This window comes from Novipirellula artificiosorum (assembly GCF_007860135.1).
Lineage (GTDB): Bacteria > Planctomycetota > Planctomycetia > Pirellulales > Pirellulaceae > Novipirellula_A > Novipirellula_A artificiosorum.
The window spans coordinates 211,612-237,336 of the sequence record NZ_SJPV01000004.1 but is presented as its reverse complement, the minus strand read 5'-3'; the positions used below and the strand labels follow the sequence as shown (position 1 = coordinate 237,336).

General features: G+C 55.9%; 11 protein-coding genes. 2 read left to right on the top strand and 9 right to left on the bottom strand.

What is annotated here, in order from left to right; translation table 11 throughout:
* Positions 1-149: 149 nt before the first annotated feature.
* The 4 genes from Poly41_RS13390 to Poly41_RS13375 form a co-directional block, all read right to left on the bottom strand.
* Positions 150-3,197 (bottom strand): glycosyl hydrolase, encoded by a 3,048-nt coding sequence (locus Poly41_RS13390; protein WP_146526686.1) that lies wholly within the window; start codon positions 3,195-3,197, stop codon positions 150-152.
* 113 nt (positions 3,198-3,310) lie between these two features.
* The gene (locus Poly41_RS13385; protein WP_197231309.1) at positions 3,311-5,566 is read right to left on the bottom strand and encodes a glycosyl hydrolase; all 2,256 of its coding nucleotides are present in this window, start codon (positions 5,564-5,566) and stop codon (positions 3,311-3,313) included.
* Positions 5,567-5,688: 122 nt separating this feature from the next.
* Positions 5,689-8,778, bottom strand: coding sequence for a glycosyl hydrolase (locus Poly41_RS13380; RefSeq protein ID WP_146526684.1), 3,090 nt, complete (start codon positions 8,776-8,778; stop codon positions 5,689-5,691).
* A gap of 78 nt (positions 8,779-8,856) precedes the next feature.
* Positions 8,857-10,380: an L-fucose/L-arabinose isomerase family protein gene (locus Poly41_RS13375; RefSeq protein ID WP_146526683.1), complete on the bottom strand. Its 1,524-nt coding sequence runs from the start codon at positions 10,378-10,380 to the stop codon at positions 8,857-8,859.
* A 174-nt stretch (positions 10,381-10,554) separates the two neighbouring features.
* Here Poly41_RS13375 and Poly41_RS13370 point away from each other — a divergent pair, with 174 nt between their 5' ends.
* Both Poly41_RS13370 and Poly41_RS13365 read left to right on the top strand, forming a co-directional pair.
* A complete protein-coding gene (locus tag Poly41_RS13370) occupies positions 10,555-11,511 on the top strand; it encodes an AraC family transcriptional regulator (RefSeq protein WP_146526682.1) in 957 nt (318 codons plus the stop codon).
* A gap of 124 nt (positions 11,512-11,635) precedes the next feature.
* Positions 11,636-13,153, top strand: coding sequence for a sulfatase (locus tag Poly41_RS13365; protein WP_197231308.1), 1,518 nt, complete (start codon positions 11,636-11,638; stop codon positions 13,151-13,153).
* Positions 13,154-13,181: 28 nt separating this feature from the next.
* Here Poly41_RS13365 and Poly41_RS13360 read toward each other — a convergent pair whose 3' ends face one another.
* The 5 genes from Poly41_RS13360 to Poly41_RS13340 all read right to left on the bottom strand — a co-directional run bounded on the left by Poly41_RS13360 (position 13,182) and on the right by Poly41_RS13340 (position 25,684).
* Positions 13,182-17,090, bottom strand: a complete 3,909-nt coding sequence (locus Poly41_RS13360) for an HzsA-related protein (protein WP_146526681.1) — start codon at positions 17,088-17,090, stop codon at positions 13,182-13,184.
* Positions 17,090-19,543 (bottom strand): glycosyl hydrolase family 95 catalytic domain-containing protein, encoded by a 2,454-nt coding sequence (locus tag Poly41_RS13355; protein WP_197231307.1) that lies wholly within the window; start codon positions 19,541-19,543, stop codon positions 17,090-17,092. Before Poly41_RS13355 ends, Poly41_RS13360 begins: the two co-directional genes overlap by 1 nt.
* Before the next feature lie 191 nt (positions 19,544-19,734).
* Positions 19,735-22,893, bottom strand: coding sequence for a glycoside hydrolase family 2 TIM barrel-domain containing protein (locus Poly41_RS13350; RefSeq protein WP_146526679.1), 3,159 nt, complete (start codon positions 22,891-22,893; stop codon positions 19,735-19,737).
* Positions 22,894-23,000: 107 nt separating this feature from the next.
* Entirely contained in the window at positions 23,001-25,124 is a 2,124-nt protein-coding gene (locus Poly41_RS13345) for a glycoside hydrolase family 32 protein (RefSeq protein WP_197231306.1), read from the bottom strand.
* A 134-nt stretch (positions 25,125-25,258) separates the two neighbouring features.
* Entirely contained in the window at positions 25,259-25,684 is a 426-nt protein-coding gene (locus Poly41_RS13340) for an ACT domain-containing protein (protein ID WP_146526678.1), read from the bottom strand.
* Positions 25,685-25,725 lie beyond the last annotated feature (41 nt).

The following is a 25,725-nucleotide window of genomic DNA, read 5'->3' as shown; positions in this document are numbered from 1 at the left end:
CTTGTAGATCTGATCTTGTCATGAAGTGTATGCCCATCCGTGTTGCCGTCTCTTGACATTGCGTCGTGTTACCCGTCTTGAGGATGATTGTATTACTTTCTTTTGGCCGGCCACTTGAAAGATCTTTTGTCGTCCTGGTGAAATCGCACTTACCTACCGTCAAGTTCCCGGTCTTGTACCAAACGGACTGGCCCCAAAAGTCCGGAGGGCTCAGGTTCCTTTGCACGCAACTGGCCAAGCAAGGTTGAGAAGGTGTAGCGGCCAGTCTTGTACGGTTCACCTCCGAGAAGACCCGAATCCCACTGCACCGTCCGCATCTTTGCATTTTCGGGTAATCTGTCGCCGATCAAACGGTTTCGCCAGCGATTGGCCACCTCGATTTCTAATCGGTTGCTGCCCGGCGAAACCGCCGAGGACAGATCAACTCGCCAAGGGGCACACCAAACAACGCCCAAGTCTTCGCCGTTGAGTCGCACCCGGGCGATGTCATGGACGGTGCCCAAGTCGAGATAGATTTTCTCAGACGGCTGATTCGCAGGATCATAGTTGAACGAGTTTCGATACGTTGCGATGCCCGAGTAATATCGGATGCCGGGTTCGGGACGCTCCGTCCAATCTTGAAGCGCATCAAACACGACGTCGTCTGGACCGCCCCACTTGGGATTGAACGCCACGTTCCAAGGACCGGAAACTTCATCGAGAGTTTCGCTACGGATCAGATTCGTTTTGGATGCAACGGGTAAGTCCGCCCCGGTCTTCGCAAAGACGATAAAGAAACTTTGGCGTGGTGCAAAGGTTAGCTCGATCGTCGTGTGATCCTCATGGGAAGTGAACACCAACGGTCGCGTTTCGCCGGTTAGCGGATCCCACCGCATCGGTGCCTTTCCGGCATTCGCGAGGGTGCGAAACTTCATCGTCGGATGAATCGTCTCGCTCGTTTGATTGGCAACGAAGTAGATGTCACGCTGCGAATCACGCCGATGGATAAAACGCACCGGATGATCCGATGCAAAATCTTCGGCCAAACCGAACGAGTCCAGAATCGTGGCCGTGGAAGCATAGTCGGGATATTGAGTTGGTTTCTCCGTACGTTCGCCCTGATTCAAGCTTGGCAGCGGCGTCGTTGACGTGCCGCCCCAAACCAGCGTCCCCTTGCCATAGGCGATCGATGTGGTTGTTTCCGGTGCATCCAATCCACCCCAAATCTTCGTGGCCAGCGATTTGACTTCTTCGTCGCAGTGGGGAAAGCCGACCAGACTCGGCGAGCGCCGCGGTGGCAAGCCAATCACCGTCGCGCCATCGGCGATGAGCGATTCGATTTTGGCCAGCAACTTCGGCGTCATCGATTCGATCAGCGGCAAAACCATGATGCGATACTCCGTTCCATAGCCCCCCTCGTCATTACGAAATGCGATTCGTTTCCCGCGCACTTCGGCTCGTTCGATCAGCATCTTCGGTGAGCAGCCGTCAAAACGAAAGCCGCGTCCGTCGGCCAAGACGTCGGTCCCATCGAGTGCTGTATGGGGTGGACGGAAGATGTGCGGAACCCCCTCGGGCGTCAGATACAAAATGTCCGCGACGCCGGTGCCTTGGCGAAGGAGATGGGAACATCGCGACACGTACTGGTGATAGTCCCCCACCATCGGCCAGAAGGTCTGGCCACGATCCCAGTGCGTTCCATAAGGCCCCATCGTCATACCGGGGCGAAAATCGTCGCCAAGTGGTTTGTGGGCAAAGGTGTGATAGACCAGTCGATTGATCCCCATGCAAAACGCCCAGTCGGTCATCGACTTCATCGACCAAGGATGCTCGCGATACTGTGTCCGGCCGGTGAAGGCCTCTGCTGCGACGATCGGTTTTCCCAAGACATGAGCAATCGAGGTCGCTTCAACGCAACTGTACGTCGTATCGTAGAAGCCGAGTGCCCAAAACTCGCACATCGGAACATCTGCAACCGCGCCGAGATCCAGGTCGCTTGCCGGGTTCATATCGTAAGGTTCAATGGAAAGCGTTAACCCATCGCGGCGTGCCAGCTTTTTCAGGTGTCCCGCATGGTTGCGAAGAATCAGTTCTTGCGAGACTTGACGCATGTCCCATAGAAAACGCTCGGCGATCGCTTCGCTGGCCACGGCACGTCCTGCGTAGGCGGGCAAGTAGAGAGTGGGGTCGTAACCGCAAACATTCTGAAACTCCTTGGCAAAGTGATCCGTCCAATTCTGTGATCCCATTTCCCAGCTATCGATGTGAAGCGTCGTCAGCCCATGCTCCGACTCCCGAATGGAGGGTGCTTGCCGGTTGATTCGTTCAATCAATTTCCCGCAATAGTTTGCGTAGTGATGGTCGAGCGCGGTGGCATCGAACTTGTCGCACTCCAACCCGAGCCCTGATTCGGGCGCTGGACGCGAGCTTGAACCGGTGATCCGCCGAGCCATTCGCAAAATTGTCCAATCGCCATTGAGAACTTGCCATTTGAGCCGACCGTCCTTGTCCATTTGGTCCGTCAGGTTGACGACTCGGTTGATCGGAATCGCATCCGTTGATCCCTTGCCATTGGCGATCGGCGGATCCACGTAAGCTTGGGATTCGCCGCCTCGCCAAATCGAAAAGGGGTTTCGCAAATACAACGCTTTGCGATCGAGGTCATCAATGACCGGCGCGGACTTTGGGATCGCTAAAACCACAACGTCTTCGAACCAGTCATCGAGCGTTTTATGAAAAGGACCGGTCCGCTGCTTGGGAATCGGCAAGACCTGGTCCAACGTGCTGGGGCCACTGACATCGGTCTCGCTATAGACAAGATGTTGCATTGAGTTTTCTGGTCGATTCCACGGACCTCCGCTGCCACTCCAACCGGGACCACTGCCCAGCGTGATGTCGATTTCCAAACGCTCGGCTTCACGGACGGCGTGGACAAACAAGTCTTGCCACGGCTCGCTCATGAAATCGACTGGCCCACGCGGAACGCCAACGTTGACTTCGAGGAAGATCAAATTGCCGATTCCAGCTTCCTTCATTGACTCGAGGTCCTTGGTCATCGCTTCGCGATCAAGATTTCCGTCCATGAAATACCAGTAGACCCCCGGCCGCGCCGCGTCGGGCGGATTCTTGAACTCGTCCTCGAGATCCACGCCATTGGCTGGGGAAGATGTCACAAGGAAAAGGAGCAGCTGGGTGAGCGGCAATGGGTATTTGGTCATCGATTTTTCTTTCGTTTGTGGTGCCTTACGCCAAACGGAAAACCTCTCTGCGATCTCCGTCGGAGTTGTCAGGGGCACAAATCTCAACTTCGAACAGTGAGTTGCCCTGAGAGTCACCTCTTCTCGACAAAGAACACGGATTGAACCGGTTTCATTTTCAAACGCACCTTCGTGCAAGCTACGCCATGGTCAATCACCGTCGCATGATCGACATCCGTGATGTGACCGTCGTGGGGATTCCAAGATTGCAAGCTTAATTGCCCGCGTAAAACGACATCCAACTCGATAGGACCATCCGTCGAATTTGCGAAGTAGTAGAGATTGTGGTCGTCCTTGATCTTGTGAATGTAGGAGAGCATGCCGGTATGCTTCTTATTCGCGGGAGGCTGGCTGCCGCTCTGGGGTAAATGCTCCAGTTGTGGCGCATCTTGGCCAAAGCGAACATCCGCGACCGGCATCGCATCTTGCAAGGCGGCTGCCAAGGCCGATCCGTGTTTGTCGAGCGAAGGGACAAAGTAGGAAGTTCCTCCCGCCTCGTTCGTTCTCTTGGCATAGCCGTGTTCATTCGCTGACGCAGTGGAGAAAATCGCTGCAATTGTTTCTCGAACATCATCATCGTGACCTGACTCGGCCGACTGCGTTGGTAACTCAGTGGTGCCAATCACCACTCCGCCTGCTTCATAGAACTTTCGGATTTTCTCAAGATTGCTCCAATGGATCACGTTCACGGCAGGAATGATCAGGACAGAGTACTGCTCAAAATTAATCTTGTTCTCCAAATGCAGCGTTGCACCATCGACTCGGCATTTCTCGTCCAGAATGTGTGGATGAAGAAACGTAAAGTCACGTCGAATATCGCCGGTCAGCAGATCGCTCAGCCGGTTGAAATCCGTAGTCTCAGGCTTCCGCAACCCAGGATGCTTTTGCTCCTCTTTTCCAAACTGTGCGTACGCCTGCATGGTCGCCACGGGGTACAGCACTCCGATGTCGGAAACATGACGCCCCCCGCGCAGCAGTAAACTTGAGCGTGCCGACCAATCGTTGTAGGGGCCAAGCTCTGGGCCGATTTCGTCGGAAAAGTGCGAGATCAGCGGAGGAATTCGAACCGTTTCCGAATCGTACCACATGCCGTGCGGCAAAAAGAAATTGGCTCCGCGTGCAAACAGTTCCATCCCAGAACGATAGAGCGTTTGCTTATCGAAAGCTTTGTAGTTTCCGTAAATCTCAACCGCTGTCAGCGGGCGATCATAGCTGTACGAGGCGGAACTGGTCAGCTTGAATCCTGGTCGACCATGTCCGTAGTAGTGGATCGAATCGATCATTGGGATATCGCAGTGGCGATAGAACTTAATCTGATCGCCCGTCAAAAAGGAAGGTTGAGGATGGTACTGCCCCGCCGCGTGACCGGTGCTACGAATACGATGCGCCGAACACCACTCGTTGACTTGCCGCGGATAGCCTTCGGCTAAAAGGTCCGCTCGGAAATCGTGAAGTGCGATACGGGCCGACGCGGTATCCGGCCCAATGTCATGCCACAACGCAGGATACAAAGTGACGGGATTGTACCCATACCGCTTTTCGAACCGCTCGTTAAATCGAGGCGTCCACTCGGTTCCTCCCCAACGACGAATACTGATATCATCAAAAAAACTCATCGTGATGGTCGAACCAAAGTGGTTCGGGAAACGCTTGTAATACTGGTCGTAGGTCAGTGAGAGAAATCGGTCGACGGAGTCGGGGTTGAGGTAATCCACTCGATCGCCAGCGTTGACACAGGTGAAGATCATCAACTTCCATTCCCCTGCGGGAACTTGCCAAGAAATCCTCCCGTCGCTCGCCGCATCGATGAGATCCAGTCTCTGCCAAGAATCAAGATTCAGCGCCACGCCGCCCATGAAAGTGCCTTCAGGGATCGGCTGAGTCCAATCGCATGGTCCTTCGACGTCCCACTCTTTCTTTTCCAGACGATAGGACACATCCTTTGGGAATTGCTCCTTCATCCGACCGCCCGCCGAACCACTAGGGAAGCCGATGTCGTCATAGAAGACAACACTCATTCCAAGCCTCTTGCTGGTTTCGAGAATGTCTCCGTAACGAGCAAAATAATCGTTCGTCAAGTACTCCGGTTTGGTATGCCTAACCGGCAACACTGCAACGCCACCGAATCCACTGACGTTTCGAGACGACTCCAGTTGAGAAACGATCTCCTTTGTGGTGAGTTCGCCGTTCATATGCCACAAAGGAATGCTCTTGAGCGTCACAGGTGGATCCTTGAAATCCCTTTCCAAACGGCCAGGTTCCTCAGCAGAACCACGGAGCATCGTCCCCAGGAGTGAAAGGATCAAAATGAAAAATTGCAATGGCCTCATTAAGTCTCTTCGTGTGTGGTTTCCCTGGTGATTTGTCATTGCCGAAAGTCTTGGGGCTCCGTCCCTTCGATCCGGGAACGGAGTGACCGTTTTCTTCCAGTTTTCCGCCTTGCTCATCGTGATCACTTTGCTTCTTTCTTTCCCCGGACAACCAGGTGAACTGAGTTGGGCGAGAAAGGTTCGATGAGGACCTTGTTCTCGCCATGTTGGAGATATCGGGTGACGTCGAGCCGGTAGGGTCTGCCAATCACGCCGCCCGCATACTGGCCATTGACCGTCACACGCGCCGCCTCTTCTGCTTGCCTCAGTTCATCCATTTCAAGAAAGACACGTGCTGTGCTCAGATCGACCCCGCCCGGTACGTCGCAGGTGCCTGAAAAGGGTGTCGCCACGACGAGGTTGGCCTTGGCTCCAGCAAAACGACCCCAGGGACCTTCCCCATAACTCGCAACCGGTGCTGCCGCCAACCAGCCGCGATCATCCAGTGCGGTTGTTTCCCAGCCCGACTGTTTCTCCTTCGTCGTCTTCCAACTCTCGTCGACCAATACGGAAACGGCCTCACCGTTTTCGAACTCAACCAGCAAGCGGCCCAGGATCCCGGCCGGATTGGGGTCCGTGCCCCCGTTGACCGCAGAGATCGCCACCAAATTGGCGCCCGGCTTGAGATACGGGGTGACGTCGATCTTCTTCCAACTTCTCCAATTGTCGATATCCCCCTGGCTCTTTCCGGCCTCCTGTCCATTGACATACAGAGCGAAAAAATTGTCCGCGGTCAGGGTGAAGACGGCTCTTCGTATTTTGCCACTCTCAGGCAAGGTCAGTGCCTTGCGGAAATACCGGGTGGCGGCGGGCGGATTGGCTTCCGGAAACCAAACCCATGAGCTTGCCGCCAACCAATTAAGATTCTCTTTCGCTTCCGCTTTTTTCGACACGGGGGCTGAATCGCTTTTCACTACAATGGGCGTCCCTGAACGAAGTAGATCGCCCTCGATTCTCGCAGGCAGAACTCGCCGGTCTGGATGAAATACAAGCAAGATGCTCTCCATCGGCTCAAGACGCAGAGGAAACTCAACCGTCTTTCCCGTGCGTTTGAAGGCCACGGAGGTGATGTCATTACGCATGGCATCCCAGACTTCGGGGAACCCGTCGGCAGTGACCTTCAAGCGGAACGTCTTGGCCTCGTTCTGGTGGTCCTGGTTGCAGATCAAAAAGACGTCCTTCCCCTCCTTCACGCGGTGCAGAACATGCAGCCAGTTGTTGGTTTCGCCTTCGAGGACCTCGACGACCGGTGGGATGCCGGCATCTTGGTGGAGAGCCGCGGAAATCGAGTTCACGTCTGGTTTTTCTGGCAGAAAATAGGACCTACCACCGGCGTCGTTTGTACGACAGGCCGTCGTACCCGGTTGCGTATCGCTTCCCCAGATGGCGCGGCGGAGTTTCATGATCTCTGATGAGGGTTGGCCGACGCTGCCCGATTTCGTCGGCAGCTGACCATAGCCGATGACCACGCCGCCCTGGTCGAAGAACGCCTTCGCCTTCGCCAAGGTGGCGTAGGGAATGACTTCCGTTGGCGGCACGATCAGGACCTGGTAACGTTCCTGGTGCAGGTTGACATGCTTGCCGTCCAAGGTGGCATCCGCCTCGAACGCTTCAAATGGCAACCAGTCGCAATCGTAGAGCGCGTCTTGCAGGACCGTGGTCATGTCTTCGGGCGTCACATAGTTGCCGACACGCTTCGCGTTGCCGCTGAACAAGATGGCAACGGGGCAAACGTGCCTACCGCCGGTCAGCATTAGACTCAGCCGGCTCGTGTAGTCGGCATAGACACGATAGAGTGGCCATCGTGGTTCCTGTCCGTCGTTGTAGAAGTAGGGGGGGTAGTCGCGATCGTTCGGTGCTTTCGGATTAAACGAATGCGGGATCATGAAGTTGATGCCGCGGATTTGGTGCTGGTCCGTCAGCCATTTCATCTGCGGATAGGTCAGGACTTGATTGTATCCACCGAAGATCTCGCACATGGCAACATCATCCTGCTTGCCGTAGACGTGTGAGATGGAGCTACCGAGTTTGGGCGTTTGGTAGATGTCGTGTGGCCGCTGGCCAGGATACATTTGCCGAACCACCAGATCGATTCCGCCCATGTCGCTGTATTTCTGCAACCGCATCATATCGCCGGCACAATAGTCCGGGCGCAGATAGAGGTACCCTTGCTCCATGAAGTGGCCGATCGAGACGACATCATGTTCATGGCACCACTGGGTCATGCCGCCATACATGACACGGCCCCAAGCCTCGGCAATGGCCTCCATGTATTGGTAGCGGGCTGCAAGATCGTCGTCGCCGGCAAGTTTGAACTTGTAGGCCACGTAAGCCTTCTTCCAATCAACACCCCATTCGTGAAGGATCACATTGAGCTCGCTTCCCCAATCCCCCTTCGTCTCCGGTTCGTCATAGAAGAACCCAGGAATGGCCTTGCCGAAGTCGCCCTTGAAGTGATCGTAATGCGGCTGATAGACCGTTTGGAGGAACCAGTCGGTGCAATCCCGGCTCGCCCCGTCCACACTGAGTTCCTTGCCGCCGCGTTGTCCAAGACCAGGCGCCTGTTGGTGCGTGAACTTGATCATTTTCCAATTGCCGGCCGGCGCGTTCCAAGTGAGCTTGCCGTCGGTGATGAAGGGAGCCAAGTCAAGCAGACTTTCACCTTCGATTTCCTGTTTCGCATTCCGACGCCCGGCCACCGCCGCGATGTAGCGTTCGCCGTTGTATCCGTCGGCCTCGAATACCATGGGGCCTGTGATGTCCACGGCCTCGGCCACCAGGGTTTTTGCCGCATAACGGGGTGGGACCGTGCCACCGATCGATTGGCTAGGCCACCACTTCTCGTCAAAGATCCACATCTTTAGATCGAGCTGCTTGGCTTTCTGTAAACAGACATCAAGGTCCTTGTACCAGCGGGGTCCCAGCCAATCGCTATGCGGACGTGACTCCGCGGTGAAGCAGCCGTTGCCCCCCTCGGCGACCTTTTCGACGTACGCTTCGAGTCGCTGTGGTGTCTCGTTGTCGTCGCCATGCATCCAGAACAGGGGGCCGGTCAGCCGCCGTGCTTCCATGGGCAGTTCTCGGAACTGCCGCTCTAAAGGATCATCGGCACCGAATACGGACAACGCGGATTGCAGCACCAGGATACTGATCATGGCTCTCATCATCGTCATTTGTCTTGCTCCTCTCGGATGCTTAACCGGAAAAGGTGTTTCATCACTTTGTGAATGGATCGATCTCGGATGGTTTGCTCAAGTCGTCTCGGATGAAATGGCGACGGTGTCGAAGGGGATCTCCATCATCGTTGCAACTCGGCTCAGGTCTGCCATGTTGTGACCCACACTCATGGCGGCATGGTGTGTGGGAGCCATGGCAAACCACTGGTTCATCGTCTGCGTCGGACCTTGGGCGAACTTGACGTGCGTCATCGTATTGCCGATTTTCAAGATGGGCGCTTCGATGGCCTCGCCTTGATTGGCAATCAAACGCAACTTGCCGTCGCCGGTTTGAGTCAAGTTTAATAGCGTGACCGGACCTTTGCGGACGGTTGCTTCGACGCTGACGCCCGTCCCCCATTTGCCGTGGTACAGTCCCATCCCACGCAAGATCGGCTTGCCGTCGGCGATGGCGATATGGAACGGTCCGTCGTGGCCGAGGATCAGGGTGCCGCGGTCATAGTCCGCTGCGACCATTTCGCTGTAGCTACCGCCAACGCCTAAGATGTCGCAAATCTTCATCGCGATGGCCGTCTTCATGTCACCTTCGCCACTGCAGGGGATTCCTTGTGCGGTCAGTAGGGAGTGCCCCAAAATGAACGCTTCCTGGAGTTGCTCGTACGGGTTACCGTCGCGGCCGCGGTAGTAGTAGGTCAGGGCGTCCAGGTCGAACTCGCGAACCATCTTCTCTTGCGCGACCGCGACCCGACATGCAACGTCCAATTGTTCCGGCTGCGGCTTCCGCGCGAGAGGATCCGACGGTGAGTCTTCACTGACCAGGAACATCTCCTTCACCTGATCTCGTTTCTCGCGTATCTCGGCCTCCGTCACCGACTCGGCCAGTTTCGCCAGATCGCACATTTCCAAGATTTCGACGTGCATGCCGGTCTGGGCCGTGATCATCGTGAAGTCGCTGTACATGTCCAACATCCCCGGATAGGTGTGGCCGAGAAAACCCATTCGACCTTCACGCAACGTACGCGCCACACCCGCTGCCTTGATCCAGCGATGAATCTCTTTCCATGCTGCGATCGCTTCGGGATGACCGGCTGTTTCCTCACAGGCCAACGAAATGGCGGGTGTCTGTTCTAGTCCCAAGAGCCCCGACACCAGGTGGAAATCGATACCATTTCGATTGAAAGCATTCGAGATTTCCGGAACACAACATCCAACACAATGTGCCAACCATTCACCGGTGGTTGTCTGTTCGTAGTTCATGGACGCTGCCGGTTGCAGATTCAACACGACCACGGGCCGGCCGCAGTGTTTCGCGATCTGCAGATGCGAGGCGCTCATTGCGTAGGTTGCGGCATGACAAAAGATCAGATCGACATTTGCCGCACGCAAATCCTCAGCTGCCCCCCGCGCATGGCTCTCGCCGTCGATCATTCCGACGTTACAAACCTCACCCCAGGCTGACATCCGCTGAGCCACAAAACGGTTGTAGCCCAGCAGCCGATCCCGCAGCCCCTTGAACTGATCCCAATAATGGGCGTGCCCCACCGAGTACAATCCGATGCGCGGGCGTATGGAATTCTTGATGGGCTCTTGAGTTGTCATCTGTCCCTCACTCAATCCGCTAAGGGTTTCCCGAATCAATGCTTGACGACCAATGCGGATTCTAAACGACACGGCGTAGGCGCAGGGATTTAATTAGCCCTTGTTTTGCGGCATTCTCTGCTTAGAATGCCGTTTGCGATCGATCCCATCAAGCCGCGTAAGGAGTCACGGACCATGGCCGACTACGATGGCTACTATCACTATCTGCCTGTCAACGATGACGTCATGCGTTGGGGCCTTTACGTCACCGGGGCGGGCCGCGGTGTGATCCCTGCCGGTCAGGACTATCCTTGTGAGGGTCACCCGGGGCTGTATGATTTTCAGTGGTCACGCGGCCGTGTGTTGCCCGAGTTTCAGATCATCTTGATTAGCGAGGGCCAGGGCATCTTCGAGTCAGAGCCGACCGGAGAGGTCGCCGTCACGTCCGACAGTTTGCTGTTCCTGTTTCCCGGCGTTTGGCATCGGTATCGTCCCGATCGATCGACAGGCTGGACGGAGCGTTGGATTTCGTTCCATGGCGAGTTGACTCACCGCTTGCTCGAACTTCACGTCTTGCGACCGGAGGCCGCGGTGCGTCGCGCGAGAACGCCCAAGATGCTTTCCAAGGCATTTGACCGACTGCTTCAACGCATCCATCGAGATGCGAACCAAAACTCGATCCTGCTGTCGATGCAGACGCTGTCGCTGATTGGAACGGTCGTTGAAAACGCTGCGGCGCGGGACGAGTTGCCAGGGGGGCATCGGACCGTTCGCAGCAAAGACGTTCGCGACCCGCTGGTCCGGGACGCCTTGGACCTGATTTGGACACATAGCCATCGTTCGCTCTCGGTCCAGAAAATTGCGGATCGATTGGCATCCAGCCGACGCGCGCTTGAACGCCACTTCCGTCAGGAACTGGGGCACACCGTGTTGGACGAAATCGGGGCCTGCCGGATCAGCCGGGCAAAGCGTCTGCTTCGCGAGACCGAGTTGGGTGTCAAGACCGTGGCGCTTTTGGCGGGCTTCCCAAGCGAAGAGCGGATGCGGGTTTCCTTCATTCAAGTCGAGAAAACCTCCCCCACCGAGTATCGCCGCAATTCGCTGCAGAGCCGAAAACCTCGCCCAGGCCGACCCGCAAGTGCGGAAATCTGAAGGGGCGGCCACCGTGCTCGCCTCCGGTCTTTGAACAGACGGCGTTTAAACACATCCCCAAATTCACGGTAAGATAGCGGAACCTCTTCCCACCGTATCCAACGAAATATCAGGCTGACCTCGAATGAATACCAAGCCCCTATTGCACCGAACGACCGGCTTTCTGCTACTGCTTTTTTGTTTGCAAATCGTCATGATCCTCACCACGGGGCAACGGATAAAAGGTGAGGAATCGATTCCGAAGTACAATGTGTTGTTCGTGGCCATCGATGATTTGAACGATTGGGTCGGGTGCTTGGGAGGGAATCCTCAGGTGAAGACACCGAATCTGGATCGTTTTGCCCGCGAGGGAGGTATCGTCTTCACCCAAGCGTATTGCCCATCCACGGTTTGCTGCCCTTCCCGTTCGGCGCTGCTAACCGGCAAGCACGCTACTCATACCGGCGTCTATGGGAATGGACAGAATCTGAAGCACGCGTCCAAGGCAAAGGATCTTGAAACATTGCCCGAGTATTTTGGCAACCGAGGCTACCACACGCTTTCGGCCGGCAAGATATTTCACAAGCATGGTGACCCTGCTGGGATGGACGAAGGTCAGTGGGCGTTTCATGAACACGTTCATCCGGGCGGCGGCAACAAAGGGTTTTCATGGGAAGAAGAACCCAAGATCGATGGCATCAAGGCCGGAGGGACCAAATTTGCATGGGGCGCCACCAAGGCTGCGACCGAAGAAACCAAAGACTTCATGGCCTGCAAGTGGGCGGCGGATCAACTCGATCGCGATTTTGATGGCAAGCCTTTTTTCCTCGCGCTCGGTCTCTCCAAACCGCATCTTCCCTGGTACGTGCCCCAGGAGTTCTTCGATCTGTATCCGCTGGATCAAGTCGTACCGGCTCCGTTTCGACGCGACGATCTCGATGACATCGTTCGAGACAACAGCAGGCCGATCTTCGGACCCGGCGATCGCTTCCGGTTGGCCGATGGCACTAAGATGCACGCACAAGCCAACCGTGCCTATCTCGCGAATGTTAGCTACGCTGATCATTGCATCGGAGTGACATTGGATGCCCTTGATCAGAGTGATTATGCGGACAATACGATCGTCATGATCTGGGGAGACCACGGATGGCATCTCAGCGAAAAATTACAGTATGGAAAAACGAACCTATGGGAAGAATCTGCGAGAGTTCCTTTCCTCGTTCGAGTTCCAGGCTCCGTGCACAAAGACATCCAATGCAACGGCGTCGTCAACCTGATCGACATCTATCCCACACTCCTAGAATTGTGTGGTCTACCGCCCAACAACAAAAACGATGGCCGTAGTTTCGCAGCATTGCTGGCCGATCCGGCTAAGGAGTGGACCTACCCGACGCTCACAACCTACCAATACAAGAACCACTCCATCACCGACGGGCGTTACCGGTACACGTGGTACGGCGGTAGAGCCGAGGGTGCCGAGGAATTGTATGATCACACCGACGACCCGCTGGAGTACACGAATCTGGCTTCCAACCCTGAATATGAGAATGTCCTTGTTCGGCTGAGAACTCATCTGCCCTCGCACCACGAACCCGACAGCCCAAGCAACCCGTACAACGAACTCAAGAAGTCAAACACCAAAGGAAACTCATCGGACCTGTAAAGGATCGCATGGGACGCATCGCGGACGATCACTCGTAGAGTTCGAGTTCACGGATCGCTGGCGAACCGCCGTAGCATGCGGTGATGCGCAGGGAGAAGCGACTGCAGCGAATCGTTGGAAAGCGGAGGATGAGTTGGTTTTCAGCATAGACTGCATCCCTCACTTTGCCGATCGGTTTGCCGTCAGCGAGCAGCGTGAAATCGCAGGGCGAGAAATCTTCGTGACGCCAACCTGTCATGCTCAGAACCGACAACGATGTCGGCTCCGTAAAGGTGACACTCAGATCATACTCAGCTGCGCCGTCGCGGTCGTCCCAATACGTTTGTGGGTTTCCATCGATTGCTTTGTCGGGTGTATCGGACGCTTGTTGAGCGGGAACATCGTCGTCGCTGGTGGCCCGAGAAGCTCGGGCAAGGTTGACGGCTCCCTTGGGAGTGTTCGGCAAGATCGATAGCCCGGCGGAAAGCGCCGGCGATTCCGCTTGCGGCTCGCCGAAGTCGGTGCCGGTGACAAGCGTCCCTCGCACAGCATCCACATGGGTGGGCGGCATGTCCACTCGCGGCCAAGTGTAAAGTCGCGACTGCGCCACCCGCATGCCGCGCAACATCGTCTGGTAGTCGGTATCGCTCGAGTCAGCAAAGACGGGCTTCCCATCAGATTGCTGACACAGCCCCCAACCGCCGGCTTGTTTTGCCAAGGGTGCAAGCAGCATCGCGCTGTTCTCGGGGTGCGTCAAGTTGATCCGAAACTCCGGGCCGTAAAGGATACTTGTGCCATACCGAGCTGTCGCCATGTGGGCGCAGAGCCCGCGGTCTTCCCACAGCCGGCTGGTCACTGGCATTGGCTTGTCCATCGGGCCGCCACCGAAGCCCCAGGTTCCACCGTTGTAAGCCTCACGCACGTGGCAACTCATGCAGCGTTTGTCGAACACCGTCTTCACGCCGTCATAAAACCAGTGTGGTCGCCCCCCCGAAGACCGCCGCCAGCTTTTGGCATCCCAATTGCCATCGGTCTGCCACGAACAACGCGCACCGGGGCCACGTGTGATCAGGTTGCTGCTGGCGTCTGGCAGCTCGGCGTAGTCGTAGGTTCCGTAGTAGGGTACGTTCGCGTCGATCCACGCCCACACGCGTCGGCGCATCTCAGGCGGAATGGTCTTGCCGCAGTGTTCTGGGTCTAGCAAGTAGAGCCGGAGTCGGCTGATGATCGCACCGACGGTCTTGGGCGAGTTCTCGTCGTAGTCGTTCGCGAACGGTTGGAACCAATCCACAAGCGCGCGCTCGACGAGATGATCGTACGATTGGCAGAAAAATCGCGTTCGGTCGCCGCTCAGGTCGATCCCCGCCTCGGGCTGCTGGCCGCTGTGGCAAGAAACGCAATAGGCATCCCAAACCGGTTGCACGACTTTTTGGTAATCGATGATGCCGTCGGTGCCCCAGTCGGCCATGACCGGAGTGACCGGCGGGGACATCGCCGCGAGCGGCTGACGTGCACGTGAAGAGGGTGGCACCCCCCCGCTTCGATTCTCATGGCAACCGATACAGCTTTGCATCTCGCCCGGCATGACGTGCATGTCGGATCCCATCCGCATCAGCGCCATGCCCTCCTCGTCCAGCACGTTGAGCGAAAGGCTTCGAAGTGCGGGGACCGTGAAATGAGCCGACCCGTCGGCCTCGATCGGAACGAGGCCCACTTCGCGGCGAACGTGAACCGTGCCGCGAGAGATGATGGGTGTGTGTCCCCAAGCCTCGCCATCTGCCATACGGCGAGACTTTTGGACCTGCTCCATCACCTGGATCCATTTCGCCTCGCCTCTGGCGACATCGGGTGCAATTCCTTGATAGACATCGTAAAGCAGTAGCGTGCCCGTATCGGAATCGGGGTGGAGGTTCATCTCTTCTGGATCGCGGTATTGCCAGGGAACCGGAGTGCAGGTTTGGGCGATGGTCGGTGGCACCGCCGTCGGAGCGAGACGGATAGGATTCCAGCAGCCCAGTTCGCCCTCTGCCTCATAAAGACACTTACGGTTGCCACGGTCATCCAGCAAGTACAGCCGATTCTTGTGTCCACCGTCGCCACCGTAACTGGCCAAGAAAAGACGCTCGTGGACCGGAAACAGGTCCTGCCAACCGTAGGGAACCGTGGTATCGCCGAAAAAGGGTCGCTCGGTGGTGATGAACCGGAAACCTTCGCCGCGCGGCGCTTCGGGACCGCGCCCATTCCATACCAATCCGGCCATACCGGCGTGGTAGTTATGATGTGGCCCGAAGGCACACACGATTTCGGGTCGCCCCGGAACCGGGCGCGCTTCCCAGAACCCACAAGGGTCCTCGATGGTGTTACCGAAAAACAGCTTCATCTCGGTGCCGTCCGGGTTCATGGTCCACAGCGCGTGGCGCGCATCGACGTTCTTCTCGATGCCATAATCCCAACGGGTGAATAAGATGCGTCCATCGTCCATGATCTGGGGCGAGTGATCGCTGTCGATGTTGCCGGAGAGCCTTCGAATGTCGCTTCCGTCTCTGGCACAGGAATAAAGAAGGGGCGCGGTATGGGCTTGGCACTGGACAAAAGTGCTGGCCCGATCCGAGATGAAGACGATTCGCCCATTGGGCAGCGGCAACGGGCTGATGTCCGAACTCGGTCCCGAAGTGATCTGACGAAGGTTCGATCCGTCCACACCAATCTCGTACACATGCCATCCTCCCTCCACGCCGCTGCGTCGAGCCGAGAAAAAGAGGGTGCGAGCATCGTAAGAGAGGTTCATGTCGAACAAACTCAGCCCCTCTTCCTCAAACACCACACGCGGCGCGTCCTGCGGATGCTCAGGATCCCAGACACAGATTGCAGAGGGCGTTGCACCACCCGACGTGTGCGGAGCGATGGCGTTGATTCGGTAAGGTGGATGTCGCATGAAGAGGATTGGGCCACAAGCACGGCTTTGGGCAATCCAGTGGCTCTCGACCGCCTCGTTCGCATCGCCTAAGGCTGCGTCCGAGGCATTCCGCACCAGGGCTGCGGTAACCTGCGGTCGAAGATCCCGTAGCGAGCGAAGATAAGCCTCGGCTCCGTCCGACGGAGGCAACTCACTGCACATCTGTTCCATCACGGAGTGTTCGGGATCGAACATTGGCTGCTGTTCCACCTCGAAACGGATCTTGCGCAGCCGTGCGGCGTATGCCGCGTCATCGGATGGCTCATCGGCATGCGTCAAGTTCAGTGGACGGTCGGCGGGGCTGAACAGTGGCGGCTGTTTCGGATCCAGTCGGATGTGTTCTTTGTCCCAGTCGGTCGGAAGCAGCGGGTTCGAGACGGTCACACCATCCAGAGCAAAAGCAAATCCATGCGAGCCAAACAGGCAAGTGATCTTGACCAACAGACGGTTTTTACCCGGCAACAGATTCAACGGTTCTACGACAGCACAAGGGCGGTGCTCGGGACCGTAATTGCGAATCGCAGCGCCGACCTTTTTGCCATTCAGCCAGACGGTCACGGCATCCTCGGCATACAGACGCATGGTGACGCTGGTCGACTCTGGAACCGTGAGTGTGCGGTACAGATAAACGGTTTCATGACGTGAGGGGGCGGGACCACGCGGCAGCAAATGACGCCAACCGTCCGACCATTCGGAATGTTTCTGCCACGCGAGTGAAGTCAACTTTTCATAGCCAGGAAACGACGGCAACGCGTACTGCCGCGAAAGGTCGGCAGCGTCGCGACCGCATGACAACACATCCGCTTCGGCGTCGAACAGGTGACGAGAACTCGTAACCAGACTGCCGAACGCCGCGTCCTTGAACGGACCAATGCAATGCCAAGGGTCCATGCGAAGGCTCGCATCCGATTCGGCAGCACGAAGCGAAGCCAGCGGCGCGATCAGCAGCAACGTGATTCCAGCAATAGCGGACCGTGCGTGCGCTCGTTTACAAGGTTTCATTACGGATTCTCCTGTTCGCTGAGCGTGATTTCGATGTGCACCGGTTTCTGTTTCGTCAACGTGAGTTTTTGGCAATTCGGCGGGGTGCTGGTGGGATCCGCCAGCAAGCGGAGACGCTCAGGAAATCGCAGCGTGACGGTTTGGTCCTTGTCACTCAACAAAGTGAGGTTGACCTTGCCGCGTGGGATATCCCAAGTGAGTTGTTGGACTTGGATTTGACCTCGTAAAAGCACGCCGCTGATGGAACCAGTGGGCCACTGTTCCGGAAGTGCTGGAAGAACGTCCACAATGTCATTGCAGGCGAACACCAGCGAGTTGTTGAGCACGTCGGGAATCGTGCCGATGGGATCAAATCCGAAACCTTTCAAATCAGGCCAGTAGGAGATCATGAAACTAGGATAGACGTAGTTTCGCGTCACCATCCTCGACAGGACGTCGTAGACGATATCTCCGCGGCCAAGACGTGCAGCACATTGTCCCTGATTCATCATGCCATGGGTGATGTGATTGCTATTCGGTTTCGGGCCGTTTAGCCAGTGTGTCACTTTCTGCTCGAACGCCAATTCGCTGGCCTTCCAAAGTTCAGGCGTTGAATCGCGGTCAAACTCACAAAACTGGTACAAGGGCAGGAACTGCGAATGATGCCTTTGGTTGTAGTCTTCACCCACGCCTGGCCATGACCATTCCTGCAACTCGCCCGCGTCGTTGGTCAAATAGGGCGGCATCTTGTCGAGCATCGCTTGCCACTTCGGTTGGCTTTGCTGTTCAATGCCGAGCTCTTGACAGGCAGTGAGGAGCGTGGTGAGTACGTTCTTAGCGATGGAGATGTCAAAGGTCGTGTTGGCGTACAAGCGGTGCTCGGGTGAATAGCCCATGTAGAATTGGTACTTCCCACTTTCATCTTCGGTGCCCGAAAGGAAGTCCTCGTAAAACAACGCGATCTCCTTGGCCAGTGGGACGAAACGCTGGGCGAGAAAATCGCGGTCGCCCGTAAACAGATAATAGTCATAGTAGAAATGCAGCATCCAGCCAGCGAGGCCGATCGCCGCCTGCTCGCCCGGCCACTGACTGCCCCAATGCAGCAACAGGCAAGTGTTCGAAGCGCGAGCATTGGAAACGACGCCACGAAATCCATAAATCTTCTTTGCGTTGAGCCGCCACTCGGGGATCCACGAGTCAACCAGATCGAAGTAAGACGCCATTAGCTCCGGCATGTTACAACTCATCATCGATTGCACTTCGAGCTGCAGATTCGAATCGAGTGTATAATCGCCGCTCCATGCTGGGTTCCACGTTCCCGTCCAAATGCCCTGCAAATTTGGCGGTGTGTCGCCGCTGCAGCAAATCGTCAGGTAGCGGCAAGCGTTGTAGAGACGTTCGGCGAGTGCATTGGACATCATGCCCTGCTTCGCGGCACGTGCCAGAAGCTCCTCAGACGTCAGGTTGCGTAACTCCCGATCGCCGCCCAAGTCCAGTTGGATTCGGTTGTAGAGCGAGCCATGTGCTTGAGCGTGAGGAACGAACAGCTTTTCGTAATCAGGCTGCAATCCGGCGAGCGTTTCTTTCATGCCTGGCAAACGGTTCGTCGCATGCGGAAGCTTTAGATCAGGGTGATTTGGCGAATACGCCCACGCCTCGCTTTGCTGTTTTGGTAGCGGCGTTTTCCACGGCTTGACTTGCATGATCAACAACACGCGATCGGCTCCGTCAATCGCCAGTCGATCAGCATGCTGCGACATTCGGCCACCTTGAGGGACAACCCGGATCAGATTGTCGTAGCCACCCTTGCCTTGCAGGTAAGTGTTGTGTGTGCCGAGCCAACCTTCCTCGAGCTTCAATTCCGATTTCACCTGCGGGTGCTCGACTTGCATCGTCAGCTCGCAATTGACCTTGCCTTGTGGTCCGTCGATGGCCATCACGACGACATCATCGGGGCGAGACACGAACAGTCGACGAGACCAGTTGCCCTGATCGTCAGACCAACGGACTCGAAGTTCGCCTGTCGCAAAATCCTCTGTCATCCGATAGTTCGTGACGGTGTCGGGATCACCTTGGGAAGCGATCCGCAACTGAAACGCTGGGTGAAACGGATCGGTATTGATCAACTTGTGATCGGTCTTTTCCAACATCAACTTGTGGACAGTCGCCGGCCCGTCCTTGCCCGCAGCAAGCCCCGCTTTCTTGAATTCATTCTTGAAGTCAGATAGATCTGGCAAGATTTCTTTCGAGCCCAATGGCAGGTAAAGTTTGCCGTTGACAACGAGTTTCTCCTCGTAGGGATCGCCGCTCATGATGACGCCCATATTCCCGTTGCCGGTCAGAAAGCTGGATGTCCAATCGGGGAGCGGCTGAGTGGAAACGGCGCAGTGGGCGGCTGCGGGACCTTCTGCTGCTTCACATTTTGAAAGAGAGCCAGCCACAACGCAAAGCGACGCAATGCAAAGAACCCACAAGGTTAGGGTCCGAAGCGAACCGCATGAAGGAGCCCTGCCAAGGGGCTGAATAAGTACGGGAGTCCACAATGCAGTATGCATCCGTGACCTTAGGGGTGGGAATGATTTGGAGGGAAAGTGACGTAAGCTTCCAGCTTACCGAATCAAGTCTAGTTCATCCGCTGAGTCTTCTGAAGTGCCTGCTGAGAGGCTTAAGGTCGCACCGGAACGAGAGTGAAACTCCATTGGTAACTTCGGTCGGTTTTGATCCGATACGGTTCGTTAACCGGAAGTCCCCAAGAATTGTCGCCTCCGACGCCCATCTGAAGATGATCCAGGTTGACCGTGATGAAGTCTCGCTCAGGCAATTCCGTATTATGTTTTGCGTTGACGAGATCGTCCATAGTGTAAGGCCATGCGCTCACCGAAAGCGGAGAGTCCGTCGGGGCGTCGACATGCAATCCGATTCCACGCTCGTTGGTCAACCGAAGCCAACGCACATCACAGCGGTTACCGTTCTCTTGAGGATGCACATAGGGCGTCACCCATTTCGCGACCGTTGACTCGTAACGACCGATTGGCGCCGAGGTCTTCCGGTCCCAATAGTTCTCATGGGGTCCGCGTCCATACCAGGCGACACGACCGAAGGTACGAGGGATTGCGAACTGGATACCCAGTCTCGGGAGATCGGGTTTCCAAGGCTCGCTGAGAACCTCGAAACCGATTGTTGTCTTCAACCGTCCTTCCGCTGCCACGGTATGCTGGATCGAAATGCGTGTCTTCGGATTCGGCAGCATAACCACAACGTTGATGACCGGTCGATCGTCTTTGTTCTCCGTCAGCTTGATTGACTTGACCACCGCCGCGCTGCCCGCATCCTGCCACGCGCGCATTTTTTCGCCAACCTTCCAGCCATCATCGTTGTCCGTCAATGCGCGCCAGAAATTCCATCGCATTGGCTGCACAAGCAACTCTTGGCCGTTCATCACGTAAGAATCCGGCAAACCGGTGCTCGCAGAGATGCGCACCGAGAACCCTTCGCCTTCGACACGAATTCCGCTTTCCGTCTGCTTTGCGGTTGCGTCGCCCAAGGGCAATGGAGCTTGAAGGATATCTTCGTGCGGCCACGGAAATTGCTCCCATGCCACGACGTGTCCCAACTTCGCCCACAATGCATCCTCGATCAATTTCAGCTTGAATGTGACCATCACCTCTTGGTTTCCCAGAGCATACTTCTCTACAATCGCACTCACGGCGGAAACATCGATCGGCTTTGACGAATGTGGTGGCACCACGACGGCGGGTAGATGCCCTTGTTCCACCCGTTCGCCGTCGCTCTGAATCTCGTAGCACAATTGGCACTCGCTGAGATCGAGAGCCGAATAGCGATTCGTCAACAACAGAATGCCATCGGTGAGCCTCGCACCATCAAAGTGGACCGGTTGATAGACTTTTTGCACTTCGAAGTAGTGAGGATGCGGTTCTCGGTCTGCCCCGATGACTCCGTTCACGCAAAAGTTTGTGTCATTGGGGATGTCACCGAAATCTCCTCCATAGACGAAACCTTGAGTTGGATCCGTACGGTCTCGGTACAACGCCTGATCCACCCAGTCCCAAATGAATCCGCCGCTCAAGATCGGCTCGGAATGAATCAAATCCCAATAGTCTGCGAAATTTCCGATGCTATTGCCCATCGCATGCGCGTACTCGTTCATGACAAAGGGACGTCCGGACGGGTACGGACCATGCTGTTCTTGCGAAGAAATTTTACCCCTTTCCCCCTTTCGCTTTGCCGCTCCTTGAACGTGTTGTTTGAGCCATTCCAGATCGGGATAGGTTTGACTGTCCACGTCTCCAGCGAGGTTCATATCGGCATACTGAATCAGCCGTTGTTCTGGATCGTTTGAACGACACATATCGCTCATCGCCAAAAACGACGTCCCATACCCCGCTTCGTTCCCAAGCGACCACATCACGACACTCGGATGTTGGCGGTCCCGTACGACCATCCGCTTCATTCGTTCGACGACCGCTGCCGACCAATCTGGCTGATCACCAGGGAGCACTCGCTTGTGATAACTCAACCCGTGGGACTCGACGTTCGCCTCATCCATTACCAACATGCCGAGTTCGTCACAGAGCGAGTACCATTGGGGGGCATTTGGATAGTGAGCGGTGCGAACGAAGTTGATATTCGCCTGCTTCATCAATTCCAAATCGCGCCGCATCAAATCGGCCGTCATGACATAACCCGTTTCTGGATCAAATTCGTGTCGGTTGACGCCTCGTATCTTCAGCGGCTTTCCATTCAGCAGCAACTCCGGTCCGGAAACTTCCAATTTGCGAAAGCCCACTGGCAAGCGAAAGACTTGGCCGATTTTTCCGTTTGAGCGAACCTTGACGATCGCGGTGTATCGCCATGGCTGCTCGGGATACCATAAGTCGACATCATTGACTTCGATTCGGTCCGCTCCAGATCCAACCTCGTTACCCTTGCGATCCAGCAACGTAAGCTCAACTTGTGGTTTGGCCCCCTTCGCCACCGCTACGGGCATGGGGGTTGTATGCAAGGTCACGCTCCCTGCACCGGTTGCCAAATCGACCTCCGGTTGCACATACGCATCCCATAAACCGTCCGCAGGCATCGCTGCAAGAAACACATCTCGATAGATGCCACTCAGACGCCAAAAGTCTTGATCTTCGATGTAGGATGCATCACTGAATTTGTAGACCTCCACAGCCAATCGATTCGCGCCACCATGGACGAATTCAGTGACATCAAATTCGGCTGGCAATCGAGAGCCCTGGGAATAGCCCACCTTTTTTCCGTTAACCCAGAGAAACATTGCGGACCGCACGCCGCCGAAGTGCAAGACGATCCGCATCCCCTTCCAATCCTCGGGCAAGTCAAATTCACGAACGTAAGAACCCACAGGGTTACGTTCATGGAAAGAAGTAAAGGATTCGTCCGGTTCCCCCATCACGCGCGGCGGATCAACATGGAACGGATACTTGATGTTCACGTAGAGAGGCGTTCCATAACCCTCTCGTTCCCAGGTCGACGGGACGGGGATCTGAGCCCATTTGCTGGTGTCGAAATCCTGCTCAAAGAACTTCAACGGTCGTTGCTCTGGCCTTGGACTCCAGCAAAATTTCCAGTCTCCGTTGAGTGATTTCACCCACGGCGACTCGCCGTCGATCGAATCCTCGGCACTCTCCAAACTTGGATAAGACCAGGAATTGCCACGAGGTGGTAGTTTGCCCAATTGAGTGATCGCGGGATTTTCAATTTCCTCGGGAACGGGTTGCTGACTTATAGCAGCTGGAACCGTGAGGAACGTGACCACGAGCCAGGGAAGCATTCGTTTCATCTTTACTTTGTTGTGCAAGGAGAGAGGGGAGGAAGGGTTGAGCTTACTCAATCGCCTGGAAAACGTTTTGGTCGAATGCCGACCGCTGGTGAGGGCTCGAGGTGGATTCAAGGAGTTCCATCATAGATGTTTTTCATTTGCCAAGCGTCAAGCGACCGCAACTGCGCATCCTGGCCTTGGGCTCGGAGCGAGACGCCCACACTATCCTCCCGTCCCGGATAGACCCGCAACGCGACACATTGCTTGCCGTTCACGAATACTTCGACGACGCTCTTGTCGATAAACACTCGCAGGTTCACCGGTTCGCCCTTTGCGATCGAAACTTGTGCCATTTCCGGTGGTCTTGAACGTACATCCGGAAGGATGGAGGAACGCGTGTTATCAAGCATGATCACACTCGGCAACGGTGCATTGCGGGAACGGTCGCGATACCCTCGTTCCCTTAGCAGTGCGATTCGCGTGACTTCCTCTGCGCCTGCGGATCGCAAGACATTCAATTCCACCATCGGCGCACCTTTCGGATCGATCTCGGCGATCAGTTCCATGGCGTTGCCACTGACCCCTTCAAGGACGATCTCCTGGTTGGCCGGAAGGGTCAGAGCGTCAAGGTGTGTCCTCTCGCCGCGAACGGATTCGATGTCTCCCGCCGGCTCGATTCCTAATTGGTCCTTGCCAATCAAAGTCAGACGCCGGGGCAACGTCATGATCTGATTCCATTGCTGCGTTGGCTTTCCGGGGTTCATGTTGAAGATCGCGATGACGCCGTCCTTGTCGTCCGGGCAGGCAGATGGCGCATGCACACCGCCCGGTCCACTGGGACCAAAGTTGAAATCGCTGCCGTGCGTGACAACAAACTTATCTCGATCCGTATCGTAGTCGCCGAGAAGATACTTGCCGCCGCTGGTGTGGCTGTAGTGGAGCAAGATATGCCGATCGCCGATGGGCCAGAAATACGGGCAGGCCCCATCGTCGCCGATCAGGCCGTATTGATCATCCTCAAGAAATGGATGCAGGTATTCCCAGTTAGCAAGATCTTTCGACCGATGCAAGAACTCAGCGCGAATCGGCTTTCCACCGGGGCCTTCGTTGACCGTGCCAGCTGTCAATGCGTAATACATCTGATCGCGTTTCCAGATGCACGGGTCAAAGATGTTGTAGGGTAGCGGAGGATCACCCGGATTCGGCAAGGGGATCACGGCGTTGCCCGTAACTTTCTCCCAATTCAATAGCAGTGGATCGGTGGCGACAGCAACCATCGTGCCAGCCGCGATCCCGTGGTAGATGGCGATCACTCGATCTTTTTCAACGAGTGTCGAACCAGAAAAACACTTGTCCTCTGGGTTTGGGTAGAGGGCCAGCGGCAGGTCACGCCAGTGGATCAGATCGTCGCTCACCGCATGGCCCCAGTGCTGGCGAGTGTCTTCCGGCGGATACGCCTGGTAGAACAAGTGCCAGCGACCCTGCCAGTAACAGAGACCATTGGGATCGTTCAGGCGTCCTTCCGGGTTCACGTAATGATAGATGGGCCGATGTGGATCGCCAGCCTGAGCCAACCGCGATGCCGTCATGCGTTGCAGCCATGGATTCGTTCGGAGTTGTGCTTCCTGCGCCTGCAATGTCTCGGCAAAGGTGTATTGTGGAACCCGAGAGGCCTCGCCCGTCTTGGGTCTCGGCTTGACTGCAACCCATTGGGCTACGGAGGGCTTGCGAGGCGTGTCCGACTGCACAATCTGATCGACGTTGATATGGCCCCAACCGTCTGTCGCGTTGTCAACGATCTGGAGGACGGCCTGTTTACCAACCAGTTCTTGGACATCCCACGATTGCCAGTCGAGCACCTCTTGATTGTCCGCTTTGATAGCCGGTCCAACCGCGCTGCGGACGACCTTTCCATCAATCACAAGGTTCATGCAGGTCGTCTCGATAAAATTGCCTGCCCCGATTAGAAAGTTAATGTGACGACGCTCGACCGTGAACGGTGGCGAGGTTAGCGTTCCCGTCGATCGATCGCCGTCCAAGTACGTATTGACCAGCCCTTGGCCCTGATGGCCCGTCACGCGATTTCGTGGTTTCACATTGGCGCGAGCAGGCCTTTCGCCAAACGCATCGCCGGTGGCTGTCCACGAGCCATAAGTCTCACCTTCGAAATCGGCGAGCAAAATGTCATTGTTCGCCAAGACCACGGAAAAGGTAGACAAACTCAATCCGAGCAACAGACAGAGAAATCTCATGGTGGATGTCCTTCTTTCAATGGAGCAGGCAGGTTTTTTTTGCGGGAATCCCTACTATAGAGGATCGGATGTCTCTTGTGGCTGCGGTCGAAGATTGACGAACGAGTACGATTGGAGCGACGCTGGCCGTCACCTTACGCAAAGTCATCCGGCCCCGTCCCTGGATTTTGAACGATCTCTTTCAACACGTTCATCGCTTCGTCAGCCTGGTCAAGGGGGACAAAAAGGTGATCATGAAAGTAGGCTGAGATGGCGTTAACGCCGATGCCTCGCTGAGCGAGATTTTCGGTAACGACAGCAAGGAAACCAACGGCTTCAAGGCTGGAGTGAATTCTGAGGGTGATCATTCTGCAAGGAAACGAGCATGCGAGTTCGTTCGCCTCGGCTTCGGCCTTTGCAAGAATCAGCGTCAAGCCCTCGCTTTCAAGGAATTGACCTCTGGGAGAAAGGCAAAGTCCAAACGCGGCTGCGGGTTCCATCGTGCAAAATACGAATTCGCCATCTTGGAGTTCGGGCTGCATGTTTTGCAGCAAGGTCCGTAGATTCGTTTCACCGTTCATCGGTAAAGCATTTGCCTTGAAGGGAAGGAGCTCTTTAAGAA